The organism is Pseudomonas brassicacearum (assembly GCF_918698105.1).
Lineage (GTDB): Bacteria > Pseudomonadota > Gammaproteobacteria > Pseudomonadales > Pseudomonadaceae > Aquipseudomonas > Aquipseudomonas brassicacearum_F.
In genome coordinates, this window is record NZ_CAKKMI010000073.1 from 1 (window position 1) to 23379 (window position 23379).

Below are 23379 nucleotides of genomic sequence, written 5' to 3' on the forward strand. Positions count from 1 at the left end.
CGATAGCGGTATGTCTGGTACATCCATGCTGACCGACCGTTCGCTATCGCGAGCAAGCTCGCTCCCACAGGTAATGCGTCGGTCTCACTCGCTACGCCCCTTGCGCAACAACACATCCAACTGGTCGATCACTTCCGCCCAGTCCGCATCCTCGAGGATCTCGTCGCGCAACATTTGCCGCTGGCCCTCGCTCCAGAAAAACGCATCGGCCAGGTGCAGCCCAGGCTTGAGGGGTGAATGGCTGGTGATAAATTGATCAATGCCCTGAGCGTCATCGGGCAAGCCAAGTTGCTTGAATAATGAGGAAAGAGGGTGAATTGGGGTTTCCATACGGGCCTCCTGAACATAATGGAGATGGCGGGGTGTTTCTCCGCAGTCTAGCCCCTCGCCGACCGCCAGACTGATCAAAATTCAATCAACCCTCGACTCGACTAGACTTTGGATAACGTCCCGACGAATACACGTTGCGGAGGATCCCGTGAACATTCACTGGTTGACGGTTGCGCTGCTGGCGATCAGCGGGCCTGCGTTCGGCGCCGATGGCCTCGCGCTGCCATATACCGACCCGATGGCTTTCTGGCTGATCGCCTTTGGCGTGGGCTTGCTGGTCTTCGAGGCGACCCTGCCCAATTACGGCGTCGCGGGGCTGGGCGGGATTGTCCTGTGTGTGATTGGCGCGGTCATCCTGACCAACGCCGAAGTCCCGGTTCCGCTGATGCTCGGCCTGGGCCTGGTCAGTGCTTTGCTGCTGATCGTCCTGTTGGTCCGTGCGTTGAAAACACGACCGCGCCGACCTTTCAGCGGCGATGCCGCGCTGTTGGGCAGTGTCACGACGGTGACCGCGTTGCAGGCCGGCAATCATCATCATGGCTGGGTCCAGTTGGAAGGCGAACGCTGGCAGGTGGTAAGCGCGACGCCGCTGCGGCCTGGGCAAGCGGTGCGTGTCATCACTCGCAAGGGTTTGCTGCTGGAAGTGGCCCCCGCTGATTCGCAAGGAGTCTGAGATGGGTATGCAAATCGGTTTTACGATGCTGTTGTTGCTGTTGATCGCGTTGGCGGCTTCGACATTCCGGATCCTGCGTGAATATGAACGGGCGGTGGTGTTCCAGCTCGGACGGTTCTGGCAGGTCAAGGGGCCGGGGTTGATCCTGCTGATTCCCGTGGTGCAGCAGATGATCCGCGTCGACCTGCGCACCATTGTCCTCGACGTGCCGCCCCAGGACGTGATCACCCGCGACAACGTCTCGGTGAAGGTCAACGCGGTGCTGTATTTCCGCGTGCTCGATCCGCAGAAAGCCATCATCCAGGTCGAAAACTTCCTCATGGCCACCAGCCAACTGGCCCAGACCACCTTGCGCGCGGTCCTCGGCAAGCATGACCTGGACCAATTGCTGGCCGAGCGCGAGCAATTGAACGGCGACATCCAGCAAGTGCTCGACGCCCAGACCGACGCCTGGGGCATCAAGGTGGCGAACGTCGAGATCAAGCACGTGGACCTCAACGAATCGATGATCCGCGCCATCGCCCGCCAAGCCGAGGCCGAGCGGGAACGCCGGGCCAAGGTGATCCACGCCGAAGGCGAGCTTCAAGCCTCGGAAAAACTCATGCAGGCCGCCGAAATGCTCGGCCGCCAGCCGGGCGCCATGCAGTTGCGCTACATGCAGACGCTAGGCTCGATTGCCGGGGATAAAAGCTCCACCATCGTCTTCCCCTTGCCGATTGAATTGCTCAAGGGGATGGCGGAGTTGTCGCCCAACAAGGCTTGATCCGCAGAGCGAGCATTTCCCTGTGGCGAGGGAGCTTGCTCCCGCTGGGCTGCGCAGCGGCCCCAAGCTTTTGCGGTTGCTACGCAACCGAGCGGGAGCAAGCTCCCTCGCCACAAAAGCGTGTTTGACCCCGCTACAGGGGCAGTGACTTCAACGCCTCATAAGGCCCCTGCGCCCAGCGCATGACCCGCTCACGCAACAACGCCGAAGCCTCCCGGCGCTTGTCCTCGCTATCGCCAACAAATGCCTGCGCCGGCTGCTTGGCATGCTGCCCCACCGTCGCGAACACTTGCCTGCATTGCTCATCATCGAGCCGGAAAAACGCTGCCAACCGGCCCACCATCGCCTCGGGCAGTTCGGTGTAGTTGACCGCCATCCCAGCCAATGCCCGGCAGTGTTGCAACCCCGTCGCCAACAACCGTCCCACCCGGCGCGAGACAAAATCTTCCGGGCTGCCGAACGGCAATCCATCGTCCAGGACCGTCGCCCCGATCATCCCCGGCACCATGTGCATACCGGGACGCCGCAGGTGGGAGACAGCGATTTCCAGGGGATCGCGATACAGGAACAACCAAGGCGTGTCGGGGAAACACTTACGCAGCAGCGCCAGCTCACCGATGTTCCAGGCGTCGAGCTTGACCACCAGGCGCTGCTCCACACCTCGGCGACGCTGCCCATAGGCCGACATCAAGCCCTTGAGCGCCGCGCACTGCTCGGCAGGCGGCAGATCACTGCGCAGCAGCGTATCCAGGGGTGGCGGTTCCGAGATGACGATATGGTCGTCCAACTGGGCGAGCATCTGGCTGATCAAGGTCGAGCCGCAGCGGGAGGCATGGAAAATGAACGCACCGGGCGCCAGGCCCGGGCTTTGTCGTTGCCACTGACCGAGCACGTCCAAGGACGTCTGGCGGCGGAACGCCTGGTTGAAGGGCAAGCGCAGGGCTTCTTCCACGGCATCGCCGAAGAACGGTTGCGACAGTCGCGCGTCGCCAAACCAACACCAATCGACCCGCCATTGCCCGGCCTCCTGCCATACGCGGATCGGCAGCCAACCATGCAGGTTCAGGTCTTCCATTGGTCTCTCCACTGCTGGCGACCGGTGCGCATCGCAGCCCGCAACTCCTCCCGGGTGAAATGAAGCCCTTGTTCGGCCCCCAGCGCCAGCGCGGATTCAATGAAAGCGTCCAGGTCATGCAGGCTCTGCAAAGTCCGGGCGAGATGACGATCCGTTTCCACGCGCTGCTGAAAACGAGCCAAGTCGCTTGGCCTGACGCCCGCGGAAGGCGTGGTGGGCAGCCCATCGGCAATCTGCTGTGCCAGCCAAGGCCCGGGGCGACAATCGAGCACCAGGTGAACCCGCGGATAAGCACTTCGATTCACAACGCGATGAGGCCGTGCCAAGTCGAGGAACCAGCACTCGCCCGCCGTCATTGGAATGATTTGCCCATCCAGGAAGAAGTCCACGCCAGGCGAGCTGAGCAGCGGTACGTGCAGGCGCAGGTCGGCGTCCGGCCCGTCCAGGTCATAGTCGCGATGTTCGTGGATGCACCCGCCGGGCCCGAGCCGCAGCAGCCGGGCCGAGACGATCTCCAGCGGCCAGTCGCGCAACGCCTCATGCCAGCGGCCATCCGTTGACCAAGGCGCACGATGCAAGGGCTGGCCGCGCCCGGACGAGAGCTCGGTGACGGCATCGGCCGCCGAGATCAGCGCCACCCCGCTCCAGTCGCCGCTGTAATAGGCACTGTTGAAATGCCCCTGCCAGCGCTCGTCTCCAATGGCGGCCAGTGCCTGCAACAGCAACGGCAGGTTCACCGCCACCGGCAGCCTGGAAAACGCCGGGCGCGTCATGCCTGCGCCCGGTTATTGAGTCACCGCAGCCGTCGTCGGCAGCGTGATGTCGCCTTGCGCCCAGGCTGCTTCACGATTAGCCAGCGCCGTGGCAATCGACTGGACTGCGGTTGATTGCACTTCGTTTGGCAGCGGGTCGAGGCCGGCGCTGGCGAAGATCTGTCCGTAGGCGTTGCGCAGGTCGGCGTAGGCCAGGTCTCGGCGCAGATCGGCCTGCAGGGTGTTCAGTTCGCCCTGGATCAGGTCCAACTCGCCAATGCCGGCCGCCTGGTGACGGTTGCGCAGTTGACCGACAATCTGCCCGTCGATGTCCGCCAGTTGCTGGCTGGTCTTGAACTGGCGCAGCGCTTCGCGATAGTTGGCATTGGCCACGTACAACTGCGCCAACACGGCAATCGACATCGCCTGGCGCCGCGCCGACGCCACTTCTTCACCGGCCTTGGCCACGTCGATGGCCGCCGGGGCGGAGATCACGTTGAACAGGTTCCAGGTGACTTTCACGCCATAGTCGGCCCAGCCCTGTTCCACCAGGAACGAGTTGCTGTCGTAATGCCCGCCGGCGGAAAACTCCAGCCCCGGCAGCAGGCGCAACATCGCCTTGCGGGTTTCGGCGGCGGTGATGCGGGTCTGGTAATCCTGCTCGCGCAGTTCCGGCCGGCTGGCCAGGGCTTCCTGTTCGAGACGGGCCAGGTCGACCTTGAGTTCCGGGATGGCGTATTCATCCTGGGTCGCCAGGGTCAGCTCGGTGCCCAAGGGCAAGTTGATCAGGGTCGCCAGTTCGGTCTTGGCCAGGGACAGCGCCCGACGCTGCTCTTCCAGTTGACGGGTAGCCTGGATCAGCGAGCGCTGGTAACCCAGGGCCTGCACCGGGTCGCCAATGCGCTGTTCGCTCATGCTCTGGCTGTTGTCGCGCGCTGTCTCGACTCGGGCCATCAGGCTGTCGATCTGCTTGAGCAAACGCTCGGCGGCCATGGCACGCCAGTAGGCCGAACGCACGTCCTGGACGATGGTGTTGATCACCTTGCGCCGGCGCTCCTGCACGATCAGGCGCTGGTCCCCGGCCTGCTTGGCGCTGATGTAGCTGACGCCGAAATCGAGCACGTTCCAGACCATGGTCAGGTCCGCCACCTCGCGGTCGCGGTCCTGGGAGGTCGACGGTTCCAGGGACTGGGTGCCGGTTTCCACGCTCTGGCTGCTGGAGGCGTTGACGTTGTTGCGGCCCACATAACCGGCGTCCAGGGCCATGCGCGGCAGCATGTCGAAACTGGCCAGGTCCAACTGACGCTTGGCCAGGGCTTCCTCCATGATCTTCAAGCGCCCTTCGAGGTTGTACTTCACCGCCCGGGCCATGGCCTGGTGCAGGGTCAGCGGGCCGCTGAGCGGCTCCTGATCCTTGTACATATTCTGCAGGTCGGTTCGAGCGCGCTGTTCGCTGACGCTACGCTCGATCGGATCGCTGGTGACCGCACATCCACTCACCACCAATGCCAGCAAACTCATACCGAATAACTTCTGACTTCTATTCATTCCCTGGATTGCCCCTGGCTGCCCCAATATTTTTTAGAGTTCAGGCCTGCACTTGGCTGATGCCGACCTGTCGTAAAGCCATCGCCAGGCCCTCGACCTGACGCTGTTCGGTGTCCTTGAGTTGTTGCAATTGCTGGCCCAGGGTCGGCGCGCCGAACAGCCCGCGTGCACCTTGGGAACCATCGCCGCCCTGCATCGACTGGCTGCCAAAGGCCTCCATCGATTCGCTTTCAGAACCGGAATCGCGGTTGAACAGGCTTGAAACGGTGCTGCTGCCGAACACCCCGCCATCACCACCGCCAAAGCCCAGGAAGCCCTGGCCGGAGCCATCACCCGCGGCGTCGCTGCTAAAAACTTGGGCGATATAGCTCGGCGCCAATTCGCCACGGTTGAGGAAAATATCCCCTATCGGCCGGAGACCACCGCCCACGTCCCGCTGTTCGAACAATGGAGGGAAGCCCAGCGGCGAGCCTAGGTCGCCCGTCGGTGGCGTGAAGACGATTGGCTGCAATGGCACATCGGGCGGCGGAGCGACCGTAACCGGGTCGGCCGTCAGGAAGTCCGGCGGCGGCTTCACATCGTTGGGCACCACAGTGTCGATCGCATAGTTGTTGGACACCGCCACGCTGGCCCCGGCGTTGCCCGACAGGTCACTGACGTTGCGGGTGTCCAGGGCAATGAAATTGCTCGGGTCGGTGAGGTTCACCGTCGGTGTGAACGTCGCGGTCCAGGTCTTGCCACCATCGCTGGTGGTCAGGTTGGTCAGTTCACCGTTGGTGACGCTGAGGTCCGACAGGTCAAAATCCGTCACCGCTTCGCTGAAGGTGAAGGTCACCTGGGTCGTCTCGCCCACTGTCAGGTTCGGGTCGGCGACTACGATGGTTGCCGTCGGCCGGGTGGCGTCGAGTGCGTAGTTGGCGGATATCGCGATGCCCACGCCGGCGTTGCCGGCCAGGTCCTGCACATTGCTGGCGTCGAGCAGGATCAGGTTGGTGGCATCGTTGACGCCCGCAGTCGGCGTCAGGGTCGCCGTCCAGGTCAGGCCACCGTCGCTGCTGGCAAGGTTGGACAACACGCCATTGGCGACGCTGAGATCCGACAAGTCGAAACCGGACACCGCCTCGGTGAAACTGATGGTCACGGTGGTGCTCTGGCCGATGCCCAGGGTGTTGTCGCCCACGGTGATGGTGGCGCCAGGGCGAACCGTGTCGATCGCGTAGTTGTTGGAGTCCACCACGCCGACACCGCTGTTGCCCGAGGCGTTGACCACGCCGCGGGTGTCCAGGCTGATCAGGTTGCTGGTGTCGGTGATACTGGCGCTCGGCGTGAACGTGGCCGTCCAGGTGACGCCGCCGTCGGTGGACGACACATTGCTGAGCGTGCCGTTGCTGATGGTCAGGTCGCTGTTGTCAAAACCGCTCACCGCTTCCGAGAACGTAATGGTGACCTGAGAGGTTTCCCCCACCTTGAGTGCGTTATCGGCCACCACGATGGTGGCGGTCGGCACTTGCGTCTCGACCGCGTAGTTAGCCGAATCGGTCGTGCCGGTCCCGGTATTGCCGGCCGCATCGCTCACGCCGGTATTGTCCAGGATGATCAGGTTGCTGGTGTCGGTCACCCCCAGGGTCGGCGTGAAGGTCGCGGTCCAGGTCAGGCCGCCGTCGCTGCTGCTGACGGCGCTGAGGGTGCCGTTGGCAACGCTCAGGTCCGCGTTGGTGAAGCCGGACACTGCCTCGCTGAAGGTGATGGTCACCTGCGCAGTTTCACCCGGTTTCAATACCGAATCGCTCAGCACGATGGTGGCGGTTGGGCGCACCGTATCGACGGCGTAGTTGTTGGAGTCGGTGCCGCCGACATTGAGGTTGCCCGCCAGGTCAACGATGCCGCCGCTGTTGAGCGAGATGACGTTGCTGGTGTCCGTGACGCCACTGGTTGGCGTGAAGGTCGCGGTCCAGGTGATGCCGCCATCGCTGCTGCTCAGCCCGGAGATCACGCCGTTGGCGACCGTCAGGTCAGCGCTGGTGAATGCCGTCACGGCCTCGTTGAAGGTGATGGTCACCAGCGAAGTCTCGCCCGCGGCAATGGCGGTGTCGGCCACGACGATGGTCGCGGTTGGACGCACCGTGTCGACAGCGTAGTTGTTGGAGTCGGTGGTGCCCACGCCAGCGTTGCCCGCGCCGTTGATCAAGCCGGTATTGTCCAGGGTGATCACGTTGCTGGTGTCGGAAATGCTCGCGCTCGGCGTGAACGTGGCCGTCCAGGTGACACCGCCGTCGGTGCTGCTCATGGTGCTGAGCGTACCGTTGCTGACGGTCAGGTCCGCGTTGTCGAACCCGCTGACCGCCGAGTTGAACGTCACGGTGACCAAGGTCGTCTCGCCGATGCTCAAGGTGGTATCGGCAATCACGATGGTCGCTGTCGGCACGTTGGTGTCGACCTGGTAGTTGTTGGAGTTGGTGGTGCCGGTCCCGGTGTTGCCTGCCGCATCGCTGACGCCGGTGTTATTCAGGATGATGACGTTGGACGTGTCGCTGACCCCAAGGGCCGGGGTGAAGGTGGCGGTCCAGGTAATGCCGCCATCACTGCTGCTGACCGCACTCAGCGTACCGTTGGCCACGCTCAGGTCGGAATTGTCGAACCCCGTCACTGCTTCGGAGAAGGTGATGGTGACCAGCGAGGTTTCGCCAACGCTCAGCGCCGTATCGGCGACCACGATGGTGGCGGTCGGGCGCAGCGTGTCGACGACGTAGTTGTTGGAGTCTGTGGTCCCGCTGCCAACGTTGCCCGCACCATCCACCACGCCCGTGTTATTGAGCGTGATCAGGTTGGTGGTATCGCTGATGCCGGCGCTCGGCGTGAAGGTCGCGGTGTAGGTGATGTTGTCGCTGGTGCTCAGGCCGCTCAGGCTGCCGTTGGCGACGGTCAGGTCCGCCAGGGTGAACCCCGTCACGGGCTCGCTGAAGGTGATCGTCACCAGCGAGGTTTCGCCAACGGCGATGGCCGTATCGGCGACCACGATGGTGGCGGTCGGGCGCGCGGTGTCGATGGCGTAGTTGTTGGAATCGGTGGTCCCGCTGCCAGCGTTGCCGGCCGAGTCCGTCACGCCGGTGTTATCCAGGGTGATCAGGTTGGTGGTGTCGCTGACGCTGGCACTTGGCGTAAGCGTGCCGGTCCAGGTGATGCCGCCGTCGCCGCTGCTCAGGCCGGTGATCGTGCCGTTGGCCACCGTCAGGTCGGCGGTGGTAAAGCCTGTCACCGCTTCGTTGAAGGTGATGGTCACCAGCGAGGTTTCGCCGACGCTCAAGGCGTTGTCGGCCACGACGATAGTCGCCGTCGGACGCTGGGTGTCGACGGCATAGTTATTGGAGCTGGTGGTACCGCTGCCGGTGTTGCCCGCCGCGTCCGCCACACCGGTATTGGCCAGGATGATCAGGTTGGTGGCATCGCTGGTGCTGGTGCTTGGGGTGAGTGTCGCGGTCCAGGTGATGCCGCCGTCGCTGCTGCTCAGCCCGCTCAGGCTGCCATTGGCCACGGTCAGGTCGGCCAGGGTGAAACCGGTCACCGCCTCGCTGAAGGTAATCGTCACCAGCGAGGTTTCGCCGATATTCAGTGCGGTATCGGCCACCACGATGGTGGCCGTCGGGCGCGCGGTGTCGATGGCGTAGTTGTTGGAGTCGGTGGTCCCGCTCCCGGCGTTGCCCGCCGAGTCGGCAATGCCGGTGTTATCCAGGGTGATCAGGTTGGTGGTGTCGGTGACGCTGGCACTGGGTGTGAGCGTGCCGGTCCAGGTGATACCACCGTCGCTGCTGCTCAGGCCGGTGACCGTACCGTTGGCGACCGTCAGGTCGGCGGTGGTGAAACCACTCACCGCCTCGCTGAAGGTAATGGTCACCACGGAGGTTTCACCCACGCGCAGCGCGGTGTCGGACACCACGATGGTGGCGGTCGGGCGAACGGTATCGATGGCGTAATTATTGGAGTTGGTAGTCCCCACGCCAGCATTGCCATTGAGGTCCGCCACGCCAGTGTTATTCAGCACAATGAGATTGGAGGTATCGGTGATCGCCGCATCCGGTGTCAGCGTGGCCGTCCAGGTGATGCCACCGTCGCTGCTGCTCAGGCCGCTAAGCGTACCGTTGGCCACCGTCATGTCGGCCGTGGTAAAGCCGGAAACGGCCTCGGAGAAGGTGATGGTGACCGTGGAGGTCTCGCCAATCCTGAGTGCGGTGTCGCTCACCACGATGGACGCCGTGGGCGCCACAGTGTCGTTGACGATGTAATTGTTCGAGTCGGTGGTGCCCACGCCGGCATTGCCGGCCAGGTCGGCGACGCCGGTGTTGTTCAGGGTGATGATGTTGGTGGTGTCGGCGATGTTGCTGGCTGCGGTCAGCGTGCCGGTCCAGGTGATGCCGCCGTCGCCGCTGGTCAGGGTGCCGACGCTGCCGTTCTGCACCGTCAGGTCCGCCGCGGTGAGGCCGGTCACGGCCTCGGAGAAGGTGATGGTTACCGTCGACGTGCCACCGGAGTTCAGGTTGGTATTGGCCACCACGACGGTCGCGGTGGGCGGCGTCTCGTCCGGCACATAGTTGGTGTTGATGGTGCCGCCATCGCCGTAGACGTTGGCCACCGACGCCGGCGAAACACCCGCGCTGCCGGCACTGGTCCCACCCACGCCACTGCCGCCGACGTTACCGGCCAGGGCCGCGAAGTTGGCAGCGGTGATCAGGATCGAGCCTTTGTTCCAGATGGCGCCGACACCGACACCGCCCGCACCGCCCGCCTGATAATAGCTACCACCTGCACCGCCGCCGCCGCCGCCACCGCCGGCACCGACGTTGCCGGAGATGACCGAGTTGCCGATGATCCGCAGGGTCGCGCCGGTATCGTTGTAGATACCACCGACCGCACCGCCGCCGGCGCCACCGATGTCGTTATAGCCGTCGCCACCGCCACCACCGCCGATGGACAATCCGCCACTGACCGCCGTGCCGCCGGCCGAGCCGGTGCTGTAGCCCGGATAAGCCGCACCGCCCGCACCACCGGTGGTGGAACCGCCACGCCCGCCAATGTTGAAGAAGCCGCCGCCCGCGCCGCCCTGTCCGGCTGTGCCGTTGGAGCCCGTGGAGTTGAGGGTATCGCCGCCCTTGCCACCGGTACCACCCGTGATGGCGCCACCGCCACCACCGGCGCCACCGGCGTACTGCGGCGTGACACCGCCACCGCCACCACCGCCCGAAGCGGCGTTCGCGGAGACCGTCACGTTGCGCAGGGTCAAGGTGCCGGCGTTGTAGATACCACCGCCCTTGGACACCAGTGCATCGTCGCCGCCGTTACCACCGTTGCCTGCCACCATGCCCCGGGTAATGACCAGGCCGTCAAGGGTGGCGGTGGTCCCCGCCGTCACGTTGATGATCTGGGTGCGGTATTGGCCATCCAGGGTCACGTCGGCTACGTTGTCGTTGTTGAGGTCGCCATCGATGGTGACGTTTCTATCGACCACCAACACCTGGGTCAGCGCGACGGTCATGCTGGTATTGAACGTGACAATGTCGCCGTTCTGCGCCGAGCCCAGGGCCGCGCGCAGAGAACCGATACCCGAATTGAGATTATTGGTGGCAGTCCAGGTGGCCAGGCCCCATTGGTACTCGCTCATGGCGTTGCTCGACAGCACGTTGGCGCTTTCGATGTTGCCGGTGGCGATTTCCAGGTCCCAGTCGCCGCCCAGGCCGGTGCGGTCGTTGGACGCCGCGACATCGCGGCCGGTCAACTGCGCCAATGAATCGACAAAGTTCAGGCCACGTTCGCCTTCGGCGGTGTAGCAGCCGTAGATGAGGATGTCGCCACCGGCGTTCATGTCCTGGCCGATCTGCGCCAGCACCTCGCTGCGGGCCTGGACGTTGTCCGCCGACAGGTAGCTGTTGCCCAGCCACAAATCACCGGCGTTACCGTGGGCGATGATCTGCACCGAACTGATGCCTTGGTGGGTGTCCAGGTAATCGGCAATCTGTTGCAAGCCGTCCTTGGTGGCATCCAGTTGCACGACCTGGGTACCGGGCGCCACGCCTTCGAGCAGGCTGGCGGAATCCTTGACCCGGGAATCGACGAATACCACAGACTTGCCCGGCACGGCAGCCTGGGTGGCATCGACCTGGCCCTGGGGCGCATGGGTGTCGGCCGGCTGGTCCGCCGTGGGCGTCTTCGCCGCCTCGGCCGTCGGGTGCGCATCCGGTTGAGCAGCGTCGGCCACGGTTGCCGCCACCGCGCCGTCGAACAGCATTCGCGGTTCCAGGGACATGATCATTGGTGATGCCAGGGCCTGTACGCCCTCGGTTACCCGCGATTTGCCTTTGCTCCACCACATGACGATCACCTGGACTCGAACTTCTTGAACACGCAAATGAGAAAAACCGCCCTCAGCTGAGGGCGGCGTCGGTTTTCATACGAATGACATTGGCGGCGCTTGCGGACCCATCGCGCCAGAACGACAACTCGGCATACTTTTCAAACAGATCCGGCGGCAGCAAGGTTCGCCGGGCTTGCGGCGCGACCTTGGGCTTGACCTTGTGCAGGCCGGCAACGCCCAGGGCCTGGTCGAAGGCCGGCGCGTCGTAGGTCAAGTGATTGAAATCGTGCTCGAACCAGGGTTCGCCGATGAACTCGTACACCAGGCGCATCACTCGCTCGGGGGCCTGGCTCAACAGATCGTAATCAACGATCAGCAGCGACTCGGCGTTCTCGCCGTAGTAGGCCTCTTTGAGCGCGGTCCAGGCGAACCCCACCAGGCGGTTACGCTGGGCCAGGGTTTCGCAACGGCTGTAGACGGTGTTGCGCTCGTCATCGTCGTTGAACAGCTTGGTGTTTTCGAACGGGTTGGCGCGGTAGAGCCGTTCCAGGCTGTCGAGCACCCAGGCGACGTTGCGCACACAGGCGATGGTCTTGGCTTGGGGAAACAGATCCTGCAAGGCCGGCAAGCGGGCACACCACTGGCGGTTTGTATCGAAGATGACAGGCTTGTCGGCTTTGTCGGCGTAGTAGGAATCGAAGAGTCCGCGCAACAGGCGGCGGCGCAGGTCGGTGTCGATCACCGAACCGAACTCGCTGCCGGCGCTGCACTGCTGCAGGACACTGCTGAACAGCGAACCGACGGGGCTGGTCATGCCGGCATGAAAGCGCGGGTTCTGCAGCAAAATGGCAGAAAGCAGGGTCGAGCCTGAGCGCGGTAAACCGGAGATAAAGTGAAACTGCGGCAATCCCTTCACCTTGTTTGTAGTCCGTTTGTATCGCGAAGCGTAGCTGAGGAAATAATCGCCGACTAGTAGTACTTTGACATCAAATACACCTTTAACCGTAAAAAAGATGGACGGTACAGGCCCACGGCATACGTGAATCGATTAAGCGAACTGGCCATTTTTTTCCGCCCCTTTCGCTCGGCAGAACCAAATATCCCGGGCTACGCTCAGCCGTGCGTGACCAGGCCAGGGGTGAAGGAGTAGGGCTGATCGCACTCCTCGTCCCTCGGACCCTGCCGGCATGCCATACCAACAATCTGAAGGGATGAGGAATCTATGGACGTATTCATCGGCACTATCCAAGCATTCGCCTTTAACTTTCCGCCCAGGGATTGGGCCCTATGCAACGGGCAGACACTTGCCCTTTCCCAATACCAGACGCTGTTCGCCCTGATCGGCGTGACGTACGGAGGCAACGGCCAGACCACCTTCATGCTCCCCAACCTGCAAGGCCGGATGCCGGTGGGCATGGGCAACGGCCTGGGCCTGACCCCACGGACTATCGGCGAAGTCTCCGGCACCGAAAACGTCACTGCAACGATCAACAACCTGCCCAACCATACCCACACGCTCACGGGCATCACCGCCTCGACCACCCTGCAGTTGGCCAACCCAGCCAGCAACCCGATGAACACCCCTACGGCCACCAACTCGTTTATCGGCACTTCGGGTACCGGGCCGGGCTCGGCGGCAATCTATTCCGACCAGATAGGCGCTTCGCCAGTGCCGCTGCAAGGCGTGACCACCACCGTCAGCGGCTCGGTCTCTGCCACGGGCAACAGCATGCCCATGGCAATCATGAATCCGTTCCTGGCCATCAACTTCAGCATCGCCCTTCAAGGCCTCTTCCCGTCCCGTAACTGATGAATCGCCGGAGGGCTGCGGTCCTCCGGCCTTTTGGAGTGTCGACATGCTGCAACAGGTTCATAGCCGCCATTTCCAACCGCTGCTGGGCCAGACCGCCAGCCTGACCCTGCCCGACGGCAGTTACCTGCCGGTGCGCTTCGAAACCCTCGAAGAAGTACCTCGGGCAAAGATGCCGCACAGCGAACGCATGCCGTTCAGCGTGGAATTCAACAGCCTGGAAAGTACGGCGTTCGTGGACGGCCTCTGCGCTCTGGAGGTACCGGAACTGGGCAGGATCGAGGGGGTGTTCGTGTCACGGATGCCAGCCATGGGACGGGATCCGGCGCTGGGGTATTTCTACATCGCGTTTAACTGACTGGACTCATTTCAAACTGTGGGAGCGAGCTTGCTCGCGATGGCGGCAGCACATTCAACACTTATGCTGGCTGAGCCTCCGTCATCGCGAGCAAGCTCGCTCCCACATTGAACATGTGCCAAGTCAGAAACTGTTTAGTTGCCTTTCGGATACCAGACCAACCGCTCCGCCGCCGGGTTGCGCTCTTGCACTTCGAAACCCAGCGCCAGGTAGTGCCGACGGGCATGGGGGTTGCTGGTCCAGACCACGGTCGCCACCGGGCAACGGATCTGTTGCGCGGCTTTCTGCACCCCTTGCAGCACCGCCCGGCCATATCCCTGCCCACGCGCCTGGGGGATGAAGGCCAGGTACAGCACGCGGATTTCATTGGGGCCGAAATCCGTGCTCAAGGCGCCGATGGCGGTGCCGAGTTTTTCCACGACGTAATGCATGGCATTGGGGAAGTTCTCGCCCAGCCCTTGCTCCTGCACCTGGAACTGCTGGGCAATCACCTGTTGCACTTGCTCGTACTCGCCGTCGATCCATTGCAGGTCCGGTCGCGCCGCCTGGTACAGGCCCTGCAAGAACGGGCCATCGCTAACCCGCGATGGACGCACGACCAATCCTTCTGCCGCCACTGAATCCATGCTCACTCCCCTAGGACTAGAACCCGCTTTCCCTGACACCCAACGCCGCCAACCGACGCCAGGCCGCTCCCAACACCGACTCGCCCTTGCCCTGCAACACCGCCACGCCACGCAGCGGTTGCACCGGAGCGGACGTGTCGTCCACCGCACTCAGGCGCACGCCGTATTGGGCCTGCACCGGTTCGGCCCGTTGCTGCGAATCGCGGCGCACCGCAATCGGCCCGTGGTGGTCGGACGTCAACGCTTGCTGTTCGACCCAGGCCACGCCGTTGGTGTCGATTTCATTCAGTTGCACGGCAATGGAGGTGTGCATCGGATCGTCCGCAATGAACCGTCCCGTGGCACCCGGCTCGACCCGCCAGAGCTCGGCTTCGGTCAAGTACCCGCGCAACCGCGAATCGGTCTGCACCACCCGCGCCAGCGCCTGCGTGGGCGACAACCAGCGACCGACCGACAGTTGCGGCAACAAGTCACGCACTTGACCGGCATGGGGCGCGCGCAGCAACAGGCGTTCACGCTGGGCGACCAGGCCCCGGTACTCGGCCACCGCTTCGGCCAGTTGCTGTTCGATGATGCCGGCATCGGCAGCGGTTTCGCTGCGCCCGGCCTGACGGCGCATCTGCAACTGCTGGATCTGGATTTCCCGGCGCACGATGGTCAGGCGCGAGGCCATGTCCGGCGACTCCAGCTCGATCAATACATCGCCTTGGGCCACGGTCTGACCGTCGCGCACATTCACCTGCTTGACCCGCGCCGCCACTGGCGCGTGCAAGGCACTGGCACGCCCGGCCTCGAGCATGACCGGCACTTCCACCGCGCTGCGCCAGGGCAGCAACAGCACCAACAGCAACCCCAGCAATACCAGGCCGCTCAGGAGCACCCGCCCACCGTGGGCTTGTTCCCGGCGGCTCCACCATTGCCGCCCTTCATTCACGATGGGCATAAAAATGAACCACACCAATTCCACCATCATCAGAAAAATGCCCAGCACCTTGAAAAACAGGTGATAGACCGCCAGGGCAATCCCGAAAAACAACAACGCCCGCCACAGCCAGGAGCCATAGCCCCACACCAGCAAACGACGTCGCATTTTCGGCGACCAGGGTTCCGGCGCCGCCGCGCCATAACCGAACAAGGCTTCGCGCAGGCGCCAGCGGCACAGGGCGAACGCCCGGCCCTGAAGGTTATCCACCGCCCAGAAATCACTGAGCAGGAAATACCCGTCAAAACGCATGAACGGGTTGAGGTTGATGATCAGCGTGGTGATCCAGGTGGCGCTGGCCAGCATGAACGCCGCGGTGCGCGCCGGCCCGTCGGGCAGCAGCGACCAGGCCAGCAGCGCGATGCACGCCAGCAGCAGTTCGGCCAGGACCCCGCCGGCACCGATCAGCAACCGCGCGCGGCGATCATTGATCCGCCAGGCGTCGCTGACGTCGGTATAGAACATCGGCAACAGCACCATGAATGCCACGCCCATGCTTTGCACACGACAACCGGCGCGCTTGGCCATGAAGGCATGGCCGAATTCGTGACACAGCTTGGCGAAGAGCAACGCCGCCCCGAACGCCAGCGCACCGCCCAGGCTGAACAGGTGCGGAAATGTCGCGATGAAGCGCTGCCAGTCTCGCGACACCAGGAAGACGCCGAGGCCCAGGGTCAGCGGCAGGCCATAGCGCAGGACCCCGGGGCCGAACCGCGCCAACCAGGGCCAGGCACGATTGAGAAAAGCGTCCGGGCGCCACAGCGGAATGCGAAAAAACAGGTATTGATGCAGCAGGATCTGCCACAGGCTCTGGCGCTGCGCGGCGGTCTTGAAGAGATAGCTGTCGCGCTGTTGCGGGTCCATCGCACTGATCAGATCATGGCCGCGCAAGAAGCCCAGCAACTGCTCCAGCGATTCACCATTGAGCGGCAAACCCGGCTCGCGGTTCGCGGCTTGCAGCACCTGCTGCGGATCACCCAAAGACCAGTGCCGCAACATGCGCATCGCCGCCGCGCCCAGCTTGAAATAGCGCCCGCGCACCGGATCGGCCAAGGTCCACTGCGGCGAACCGTCCGGGTCCGGCGCCGCCGGGGACAATTGCAGGTCCGGCCGCAGGCTCGGCAGGTCCATGCTACAGGCCTACGCTCTGGCGCAGGCCGGCCAGTGGCCGACGCAACAGGTACAATGCCAGCGGTGCGCGATCACCGAAGACCTTCGCCGTACCTCGCAGGCCGATACGCGGCGCTTGGGCATCGAAACGCGCATCCAACCGATACGCCAGCTGCCCAGCGGCGGTCGGCTGCGCTTCATAGGCCGAGCGTTCGAGCCAGGCCAGGTGTCGCTGCAACGGGTCGCTGTCGAGAAACAACGCCACTTGCGCACCGGGCTCCAGGGCAATCGCGTCGCCCACCGCCAACTCGATACGCAGCTCGGCCTGGTTCGGATCGGCGATTTCCATCAGCCGCTCGCCGGTCTGCACGGGCTTGCCGAGCCATCGCTCAGCGTCGGCGAACACCGCAATGCCGTCGCGCTCGGCGCGGACTTCGCTGCGCTTGAGCAATTCAAGCGCGTAGTTGCGCTCGGCGCGTTTCTGTTCGACGCGGGCGGCCAGCAGGTCGATCTTCGAACTCGACTCCGCGTCGGCAAACGAGCGCTGGGAATTGGCCTTGAGTTCCGCCTCGGCCACACCCAACGCACGCTCGGCCACATCGGCCTGGGCCTTGAGGCTGGTGCTTTCGAAACGCAGCAGCAAGTCGCCGTTCTTGACGCTCTGGTTGGGCTTGACCAGGAACTCGGCGATCACGCCATCCAACGGCGCCGCCACCACCTGCCCGCCCAGCGGCACCACTTCGGCCGGGGCCAACACGGACTGGCGCACTGGAATCAGCAAGCCCAACAACAGCACCGCCACCAGGGCGACCTGACGCTTGCGTGTCCAGCGCAGGCGCCACGGCTTGCGCGGTTGCAGCGCCAGCCACGCATGGCTGTAGGTGTCGCCCAGTTGCGACAGCAGCACTTGTTCGGGCGGGGTCCATGGCAGGTCGCGGGCCAGCCACAAACCGCCGAACACCTGGCCCTGATGATCGATCAACGGCAGCCAGAACACGTGTCCGGCCGACAGGCTTCGCCAGTCTGCCCGGATGGATTCGCTCACCCCATCGGTGGCAATCACCCGGGCCTGCTTCAGCACCCCCTGTTTGAACAATTGCGCCACGGCCTGCTCGACAAACGCCACGAACGGCGCATTCGGCTCCACGGTACTGACGCCGGTCACCGCCTGGACCTTGCCGGCGATCAATAACGCGGCGTGGCGAAACCCGAACAGGGCCTGGCCGTCGTTGACCAGGCTGTAGCTCAATTGCGCCGGCGTTCGTGCGGCCCGGGTCTGGCGTTCAAGGTCGAGGAAGCGGGCAAACACCTGCTCGGCGCTGCCCGATATCGGCGCGTTCACTTGGGCTCCGCAAAACGCGCCGTGCCACTCATGCCCGACAGCAAGCCGCTGGCATCCGGCACGCTCGCCACCAGCAGCAGGGTCTGGCTGCCCTCATCGATGCGCGCGCCCAGGCGCTTGACCGTCGCTTGCAACGGCTTGCCGGTTTCATCGGGGATAAACGTGAAGGGCTGGCCGGGCTTGAGCCTGTCCATCCAGCGTGAAGGCACCAGCAAATGGATCTCGAGGGTGCGGTTGTCGACCACATCGAGCAACGGCGCGCCGGCCGCCACGCTTTCATAACGCTGGACCTTGCGCGCCACCACTTGCCCGTCGAAGGGTGCGATCACGCTGCAGCGCTTGACCTGGACCTGGTACACCTGGGACTGCGCCTGGGCCTCGCTGAGCCGGGCCTCGGCCCGCGACACCTCGAAACGCCCGACGGATTTCAATTCCGCCAATTGCCGGTTATGCGCCAACTCCTCACTGGCGCCACGGCTGGCCGCCTGGGCCGCATTGAGCTGGGCCTGATAGGCCGAGCAATCGAAACGCGCCAGGGTGTCGCCCTTCTTGAACGACTCGCCCTCACTGAACGGCAACTCGACGATACGCCCGGCCAACTCGCTGGCCAGCACCGCCTGATCCCGCGCCCGAAGCACCCCTCGCGCCTCGTTGCCAGACGCACTGGCCGAAACATTGCTCTCGAGCAACGGATCATCGGAAGCCGGCGTTTGCGCCTGGACCCCGCACGTTACAAAGGCCAATCCCACAACCCAACTACTTAAACGTCGCATGACCGTTACTCCCTGACGGATGGGCGGAGTCTACGACAGCGGTGGGGGGCGTCAAGGGAGTAACCGTGAAGCAAGGAGAAATCTCTGTGGCGAGGGGATTTATCCCCGCTGGACTGCGCAGCAGTCCCAAGCATGTATTCAATCTCCCTGAAGTACCGAGGCGTCAGGTTTCGAGGCTGCTACGCAGCCTAACGGGGATAAATCCCCTCGCCACAGGTTATGTGGTTGGCAGACATCGCGCTGCCTACTCCACCAACCTCAACACCCCATCGCAATACACCACCTCACGCCCCAACCAACCCACATCCACCTGAGGCAATACCGCCGAAGGCTTGCGCAGTTCACGCAGCAACGTCGAGCCGTGGGACAAGCGGCCGCCCATCCGCGCGATCACGGCCCGGGCGCTTTGGTAGTGGGCGTGGCGGCCAGGGTCAAGGGTGTCTTCCAGCAGGATGTCTTGGCCAAGGATGCCCTGGGCCTGGCCCGGATAGATCAGGAAACCACTCGCCTGCTCGGTGCCTTCACGACCGTCCTGCCAGAAGCTGCCGTCGCGGCTGCGGATGTCCGGGTGCGACGCGAACCAATGCGCCCGGTCCACCGCCGGCATGGCGTGATGCAAGCGAAAGAAAATCCGCATCAGGTTGTCGCGATACCATTCGCGCACTTGCAGGTAGTAACCGCGCAGCCCCGGCAGGCCGGTCGAGTGCGCCAGGCGAATCGCCAGGGGCCATTGTGGGAAGGCCTGCAACGGCAGCTCGGTCGGCGCCGGGCGTGGCGTTGCCGGGTCGGTTTCCCAGGGCAGCCGATGGGGGCTGTGTTCAAGATTGTCGTAGGCGGTCGGTGGCCGGCCCAGCCAGTCGCCGCCACTGCTGGCCAAGGCGCTGGCGATGCACAGGTTGCCTTGCACCACGAACACGTAGAAACGGGTAAACCAATCGGCCAGTTGCTGGCCGTCGGCGCCTTGTCCGGTCAGTTCGTGCAGCTCTTGGTCAAAACGTCGCAAGCCGTTTTCCAGCGTCAGCAAATGCCCGCGGGCGATGCGCTGCATGCGCAGGAACAATGGCAGCGAACGCAGCAGGCGCAGTGGTCGCCAAGGCAGGTGCGGTGTCGCGCCGCCGACCTCGCCGGCGTAGCTGCTGGCGCTGATGCCCCAGTCAGCCAGCCGGGCGAGAAACAAATCATTGTTGATATACGAAGCGCCGCCAAACACCGCGGTGAAAGGCTCGTTGTCTCGCAGCACCCGCGAATCCCAACGCGCCATGATCGCCGGAATGCTTACCGCCGCCCGGCGCTGGGCGTACTCCACCAACACGCTGGGTTGCGGCGGCAGGATCTCGGCGATGTTGGCGGCGGTCAGGTGGCGGCGCCAGCCATAGTCGCTGATCGGCCGGTATTGCAGCAGCCAGAGTTGCGTGCCGTCCCAGGCCCATTCAACGTCGCCGGGCACGTAATGAAATACCCGCAATACGCCTTGGAGAAACCGCCACAGCGCGTCGGCAGTCAGGCCGTGGGCGGGCTTGAATCCATCACTGTTCCACGCCGCGCCAAGACGGGAAATGATCGCGCGTTCGGGGCTCACCTTGCCATCGGCCAACGACTCCAGGTGCCCTTCGACCCATTCCAGTTCGACGGACAGGTGACGCACGAAGGCAATCCCGGACAGCCGTGGTGTGATGAAGCGCTGCACCACCACTTCCTCGACACCTGCCGCACTCAACTCGGCAATGCGCGCTGGCACGTTGTGCGTCGGCTCGCGCAGGAACGTGGTGCTCAAGCCGGCATTGGCCGCATCGGCCTGATCCTCTCCGTAGCTGGAGGAACGCACGGCCCAGAGAGCGTCCGGCTGGCTCTTCAGGAAACCCGGCAAGCGCGGGTCATCGCAATCGTTGAGCGACAGCGCGGCAGGCACCGGCTGCCCCGCCAGTTCCGCCAGACGCAAGCGGCCACCCTTGGTATGCGCTACGAAGCCTCGTTCGCCGGATTCCAGCCACGCCGCGAATTCAGCGGGTGAATCGATCCACGGGTAATGCCCCCAGCCGGGCTTCAGGCTGATGGTCAAATCGGCGCGAGCAAGAATGGCCGACCAGGCCGCCGCCTGCGCGACGCCCAGCACCTTGTCCTGATCGCCCCACACCAGTTCGACCGGATCGGTGATCCACTCCAGCAATGGCAACGCCGTGTCGGCACGCACCAGGTCCCAGTGCGGCACAAAGGCGCGGCAGCGAGCATAGCCGGCGCCCATGCGCTGGTACTGCGCGGGCGTCCAGGCCTGGCTGGAAAACTTGTGGGCAAACAGCGTCGGTTTGTTCGCCAGCAACCAGTGGATGGTCTTGCGAATCGGCAGCGGCGACATCAACGCCGGCAGCCGTCGTTGCCACAAAAATGCACCCACCGGCGCCAACAACACACTGCGACAAAAATGCCCCGGCTGACGTTGCAAGGCATGCAGCACCAGCAAGGCGTTGACCCCGACCGCCATGATCGCGCTGCCCTTGTCCGTTGCCGCCAGCAGCGCCTGGGCGTAGGCCGCCAGGTCTTCGCAGGGAGCCTGGGGGTTGTTGCCGAAGCCGGGCAGCTCCAGTGGCACCACGTCGTAATGTTGAAAGTGCGGCAACGCGTCGTCCCACCAATCGGCGGCGCTACCGTTGCCGGCCAGCAGGTACATCCGGGGCTTGCTCATGGACGGTCCTCAGGCCAGGTCGCGCAGGGCAGCGTCGAGCGTCGGGTAACGGAACGTATAACCGGCCTCGACGAGACGGTTGGGCACCACGCGCTGGCCGTCGAAAAACAGCTGGGCCATCTCACCTGCCAAGGCACGCACCGGCGCGGCAGGAATGTGGAACCACACCGGACGCTTGAGCACCTTGCCGACGCTGTCGGCGAACAGCGCCTGGCTGACGGTTTCTGGCGCCACCAGGTTGTAGGTGCCGCTCAGGCTCTGGTCATCGAAAGCCCGGGCGATCACCTGGATGACGTCGTCGCGGTGCACCCAACTCATGATTTGCCGACCGTCACCCATCCGCCCACCGAACCCCAGACGAAATGGAATCAGCAACGGCAACAACGCACCGCCCGGGCCGAACACCACGCCCAGGCGCATCACCACCTGCCGCACACCCAACTCGACGGCGGGCCGGGCTGAAGCTTCCCAACGCATACAGAGTTCAGCCATGAAGCCATCGCCCTGGGCGGCGCTTTCATCGAGGCTTTCGCTGGCATCCCGCACGCCGTAAAAACCGACGGCCGAGGCCTGTATCCACAACGCCGGTTTGTGCCGGGCGTTTTTCAACCAGGTCATCAAGGCTTCGGTGGTATTGACCCGACTGGCGATCAGTTGCGCCTGTCGCTTGGGGCTCCAGCGCGGCCCGGCCACCGGCGCGCCCGCCAGGTTGATCAGCACATCGAAGGTTTCGTCATGACCCAGCTTGCCCAGCGAACGCAGGCAACGGGCGCGGCCGTCAAACAGATAGGCCGCTTTCAACGGATCGCGAGCCAGCACACTGACCGTGTGCCCGGCGTCGAGCAGTTGATTGACCAAGGTCTCGCCGATAAATCCGGTGCCCCCGGTCACCAGCACGCGCTTGTAGGCACCCCCGGCAAATGGGTTGGCCGGCTTGCCCGCGCGCTGCATGCGCAAGACCGCCAAGCCGTCGCGAATCCCCGAGGCCGTAACCCCGATGGCGAACAAGGTCAGCAGCCAACCGCGCCAGCCGAGGTCGATCGCGCTCAGGCCGGTGGGCAAACTCGCCCACTGCGCCAGTTGCACGCCGTACAGCGCGAAGAAGGCCCCGCCGTTGACCGCCAGCACCGTGTGCATGATGCGCTCGATGGCGGGCAGTTTGCGGCTACGGTCCTCGACCACGAAATCCCAGAGCGTCAGGCCGATCTCCAGTGCGAACAACAGCGCGATGACGATCGCCCACGTCCCCTCGAAGGCCAAGTGCGCCATGCCCAGGAACAGGATCCCGTAGAAGCACGAGCGCAGGGCGTGGATAGAGAGCTCCAGCCGGGCGCTGTGGCGATAGGGCAAGGCGACGGTGAGTTCGTGGTGATACAGAGTATCCAGCGCACCGAGGATCGCCTGGGCAATCAGCAGGGTGATGGCCCAGTCCAGCAGTGAAAAGTCAGGCATGGTTTGAATCACTCGACGCGTTGTCAGTCAGGAAGGTGCGGCGGTCGTGGCGATAGAGCCAGAACAGCGGCGGCAGTAATAGCAGCAGCGCGAGACTGTCGAGCCACAGGTGCGACCAGACCTGAGCCTGGGCGGAAATCAGCATGTCCTGGGGCGCCCACAACAGGATGCCGGCGATTATCCAGCCCCACGGCATGGCGCGCTTCAATCGATTGCCGATATGGACGAGGGCGAGCATGTACAACGCATAGCTTTGCAATGTGGCGCCGAACAAGGCCAGCCACCAGACTTGCTGCGCACGGGCTGTAGCAGGCACGGCATTGGCGCCCCAGAACGCCTGCTCGATGTTCTGCAGATAACCGTCGAGCAATCCCGAATGACCGGCCCAGGTCAGCGTGACGCCAGCGAGCAGATGCATCAGAGCGCCGGCGTATAACCAAACGACCAGGGCTTTGCGAAGGGGGCTGTGAGGGGTTGGCATTCCATGTCCTGAAGGCTTGCTTGAGGGCGGCCAGTCTAAAGGAAATGGAAGGGGCTTTACTGGGCTGATGGGCCGGGCAGCGATAAATAAATCAGCCTCGAACGGGGCCTGCTTCGCAGGCCAGCGGGAGCAAGCTGCCCCGCCACAGGGATAGGGGTAGGGATAGGGATAGGGTGAGGTTCAAGTGTCAGGTTAAGAGACCTGCGATGAATTGAAGATTGCCATCGCGAGCAAGCTCGCTCCCACAGGGGTTTTGTGTCGAACTCAATATCGAGACCAAC

Annotated in this window: 17 protein-coding genes; 4 read left to right on the plus strand and 13 right to left on the minus strand. The window is 63.9% G+C overall.

Annotation, left to right across the window (positions count from 1 at the left end; all coding sequences use genetic code 11):
• Positions 1-84: 84 nt before the first annotated feature.
• Entirely contained in the window at positions 85-330 is a 246-nt protein-coding gene (locus LQ215_RS23270) for a DUF2789 domain-containing protein (protein WP_003196599.1), read from the minus strand.
• A 148-nt stretch (positions 331-478) separates the two neighbouring features.
• Between LQ215_RS23270 and LQ215_RS23275 the strand changes: the two genes are divergently transcribed.
• Entirely contained in the window at positions 479-1003 is a 525-nt protein-coding gene (locus tag LQ215_RS23275) for an NfeD family protein (protein WP_230152758.1), read from the plus strand.
• Between the two features lies 1 nt (position 1004).
• Entirely contained in the window at positions 1005-1766 is a 762-nt protein-coding gene (locus tag LQ215_RS23280) for a slipin family protein (protein WP_003196596.1), read from the plus strand.
• Between the two features lie 133 nt (positions 1767-1899).
• Here the strand turns inward: LQ215_RS23280 and LQ215_RS23285 are convergent, their stop codons facing one another.
• Genes LQ215_RS23285 through LQ215_RS23305 form a run of 5 tightly spaced genes read right to left on the minus strand, consistent with a single transcriptional unit; the run spans position 1900 to position 12400 of the window.
• Entirely contained in the window at positions 1900-2841 is a 942-nt protein-coding gene (locus LQ215_RS23285; RefSeq protein ID WP_230152759.1) for a sulfotransferase family protein, read from the minus strand.
• Positions 2829-3614: an aspartyl/asparaginyl beta-hydroxylase domain-containing protein gene (locus tag LQ215_RS23290; protein WP_230152760.1), complete on the minus strand. Its 786-nt coding sequence runs from the start codon at positions 3612-3614 to the stop codon at positions 2829-2831. Before LQ215_RS23290 ends, LQ215_RS23285 begins: the two co-directional genes overlap by 13 nt.
• Before the next feature lie 12 nt (positions 3615-3626).
• A complete protein-coding gene (locus LQ215_RS23295) occupies positions 3627-5141 on the minus strand; it encodes a TolC family protein (protein ID WP_230152761.1) in 1515 nt (504 codons plus the stop codon).
• A gap of 40 nt (positions 5142-5181) precedes the next feature.
• The gene (locus LQ215_RS23300) at positions 5182-11502 is read right to left on the minus strand and encodes an Ig-like domain-containing protein (protein WP_230152762.1); all 6321 of its coding nucleotides are present in this window, start codon (positions 11500-11502) and stop codon (positions 5182-5184) included.
• A gap of 52 nt (positions 11503-11554) precedes the next feature.
• Positions 11555-12400, minus strand: a complete 846-nt coding sequence (locus LQ215_RS23305) for a sulfotransferase family protein (RefSeq protein ID WP_230152763.1) — start codon at positions 12398-12400, stop codon at positions 11555-11557.
• A gap of 306 nt (positions 12401-12706) precedes the next feature.
• Here LQ215_RS23305 and LQ215_RS23310 point away from each other — a divergent pair, with 306 nt between their 5' ends.
• Both LQ215_RS23310 and LQ215_RS23315 read left to right on the plus strand, forming a co-directional pair.
• A complete protein-coding gene (locus LQ215_RS23310) occupies positions 12707-13294 on the plus strand; it encodes a phage tail protein (RefSeq protein ID WP_230152764.1) in 588 nt (195 codons plus the stop codon).
• A gap of 46 nt (positions 13295-13340) precedes the next feature.
• Positions 13341-13652 (plus strand): DUF6916 family protein, encoded by a 312-nt coding sequence (locus LQ215_RS23315; protein WP_230152765.1) that lies wholly within the window; start codon positions 13341-13343, stop codon positions 13650-13652.
• A gap of 134 nt (positions 13653-13786) precedes the next feature.
• Here LQ215_RS23315 and LQ215_RS23320 read toward each other — a convergent pair whose 3' ends face one another.
• From LQ215_RS23320 to LQ215_RS23350, 7 genes are all read right to left on the minus strand, one after another.
• The gene (locus tag LQ215_RS23320) at positions 13787-14278 is read right to left on the minus strand and encodes a GNAT family N-acetyltransferase (protein ID WP_230152766.1); all 492 of its coding nucleotides are present in this window, start codon (positions 14276-14278) and stop codon (positions 13787-13789) included.
• 16 nt (positions 14279-14294) lie between these two features.
• Entirely contained in the window at positions 14295-16391 is a 2097-nt protein-coding gene (locus LQ215_RS23325; protein ID WP_230152767.1) for a biotin/lipoyl-binding protein, read from the minus strand.
• Between the two features lies 1 nt (position 16392).
• On the minus strand, positions 16393-17712 hold the full coding sequence (locus LQ215_RS23330) for an efflux RND transporter periplasmic adaptor subunit (protein WP_230152768.1): 1320 nt from the start codon (positions 17710-17712) through the stop codon (positions 16393-16395).
• Complete coding sequence (locus LQ215_RS23335) at positions 17709-18485, minus strand: efflux RND transporter periplasmic adaptor subunit (RefSeq protein WP_230152769.1); 777 nt, start codon at positions 18483-18485, stop codon at positions 17709-17711. Before LQ215_RS23335 ends, LQ215_RS23330 begins: the two co-directional genes overlap by 4 nt.
• Before the next feature lie 244 nt (positions 18486-18729).
• On the minus strand, positions 18730-21165 hold the full coding sequence (locus LQ215_RS23340; protein WP_230152770.1) for an alpha/beta hydrolase: 2436 nt from the start codon (positions 21163-21165) through the stop codon (positions 18730-18732).
• A gap of 9 nt (positions 21166-21174) precedes the next feature.
• Entirely contained in the window at positions 21175-22617 is a 1443-nt protein-coding gene (locus LQ215_RS23345) for a TIGR01777 family oxidoreductase (RefSeq protein ID WP_230152771.1), read from the minus strand.
• Positions 22610-23098: a cell division protein gene (locus tag LQ215_RS23350; RefSeq protein WP_230152772.1), complete on the minus strand. Its 489-nt coding sequence runs from the start codon at positions 23096-23098 to the stop codon at positions 22610-22612. The genes LQ215_RS23345 and LQ215_RS23350 overlap by 8 nt, the downstream gene beginning before the upstream one ends.
• Between the last annotated feature and the right edge of the window lie 281 nt (positions 23099-23379).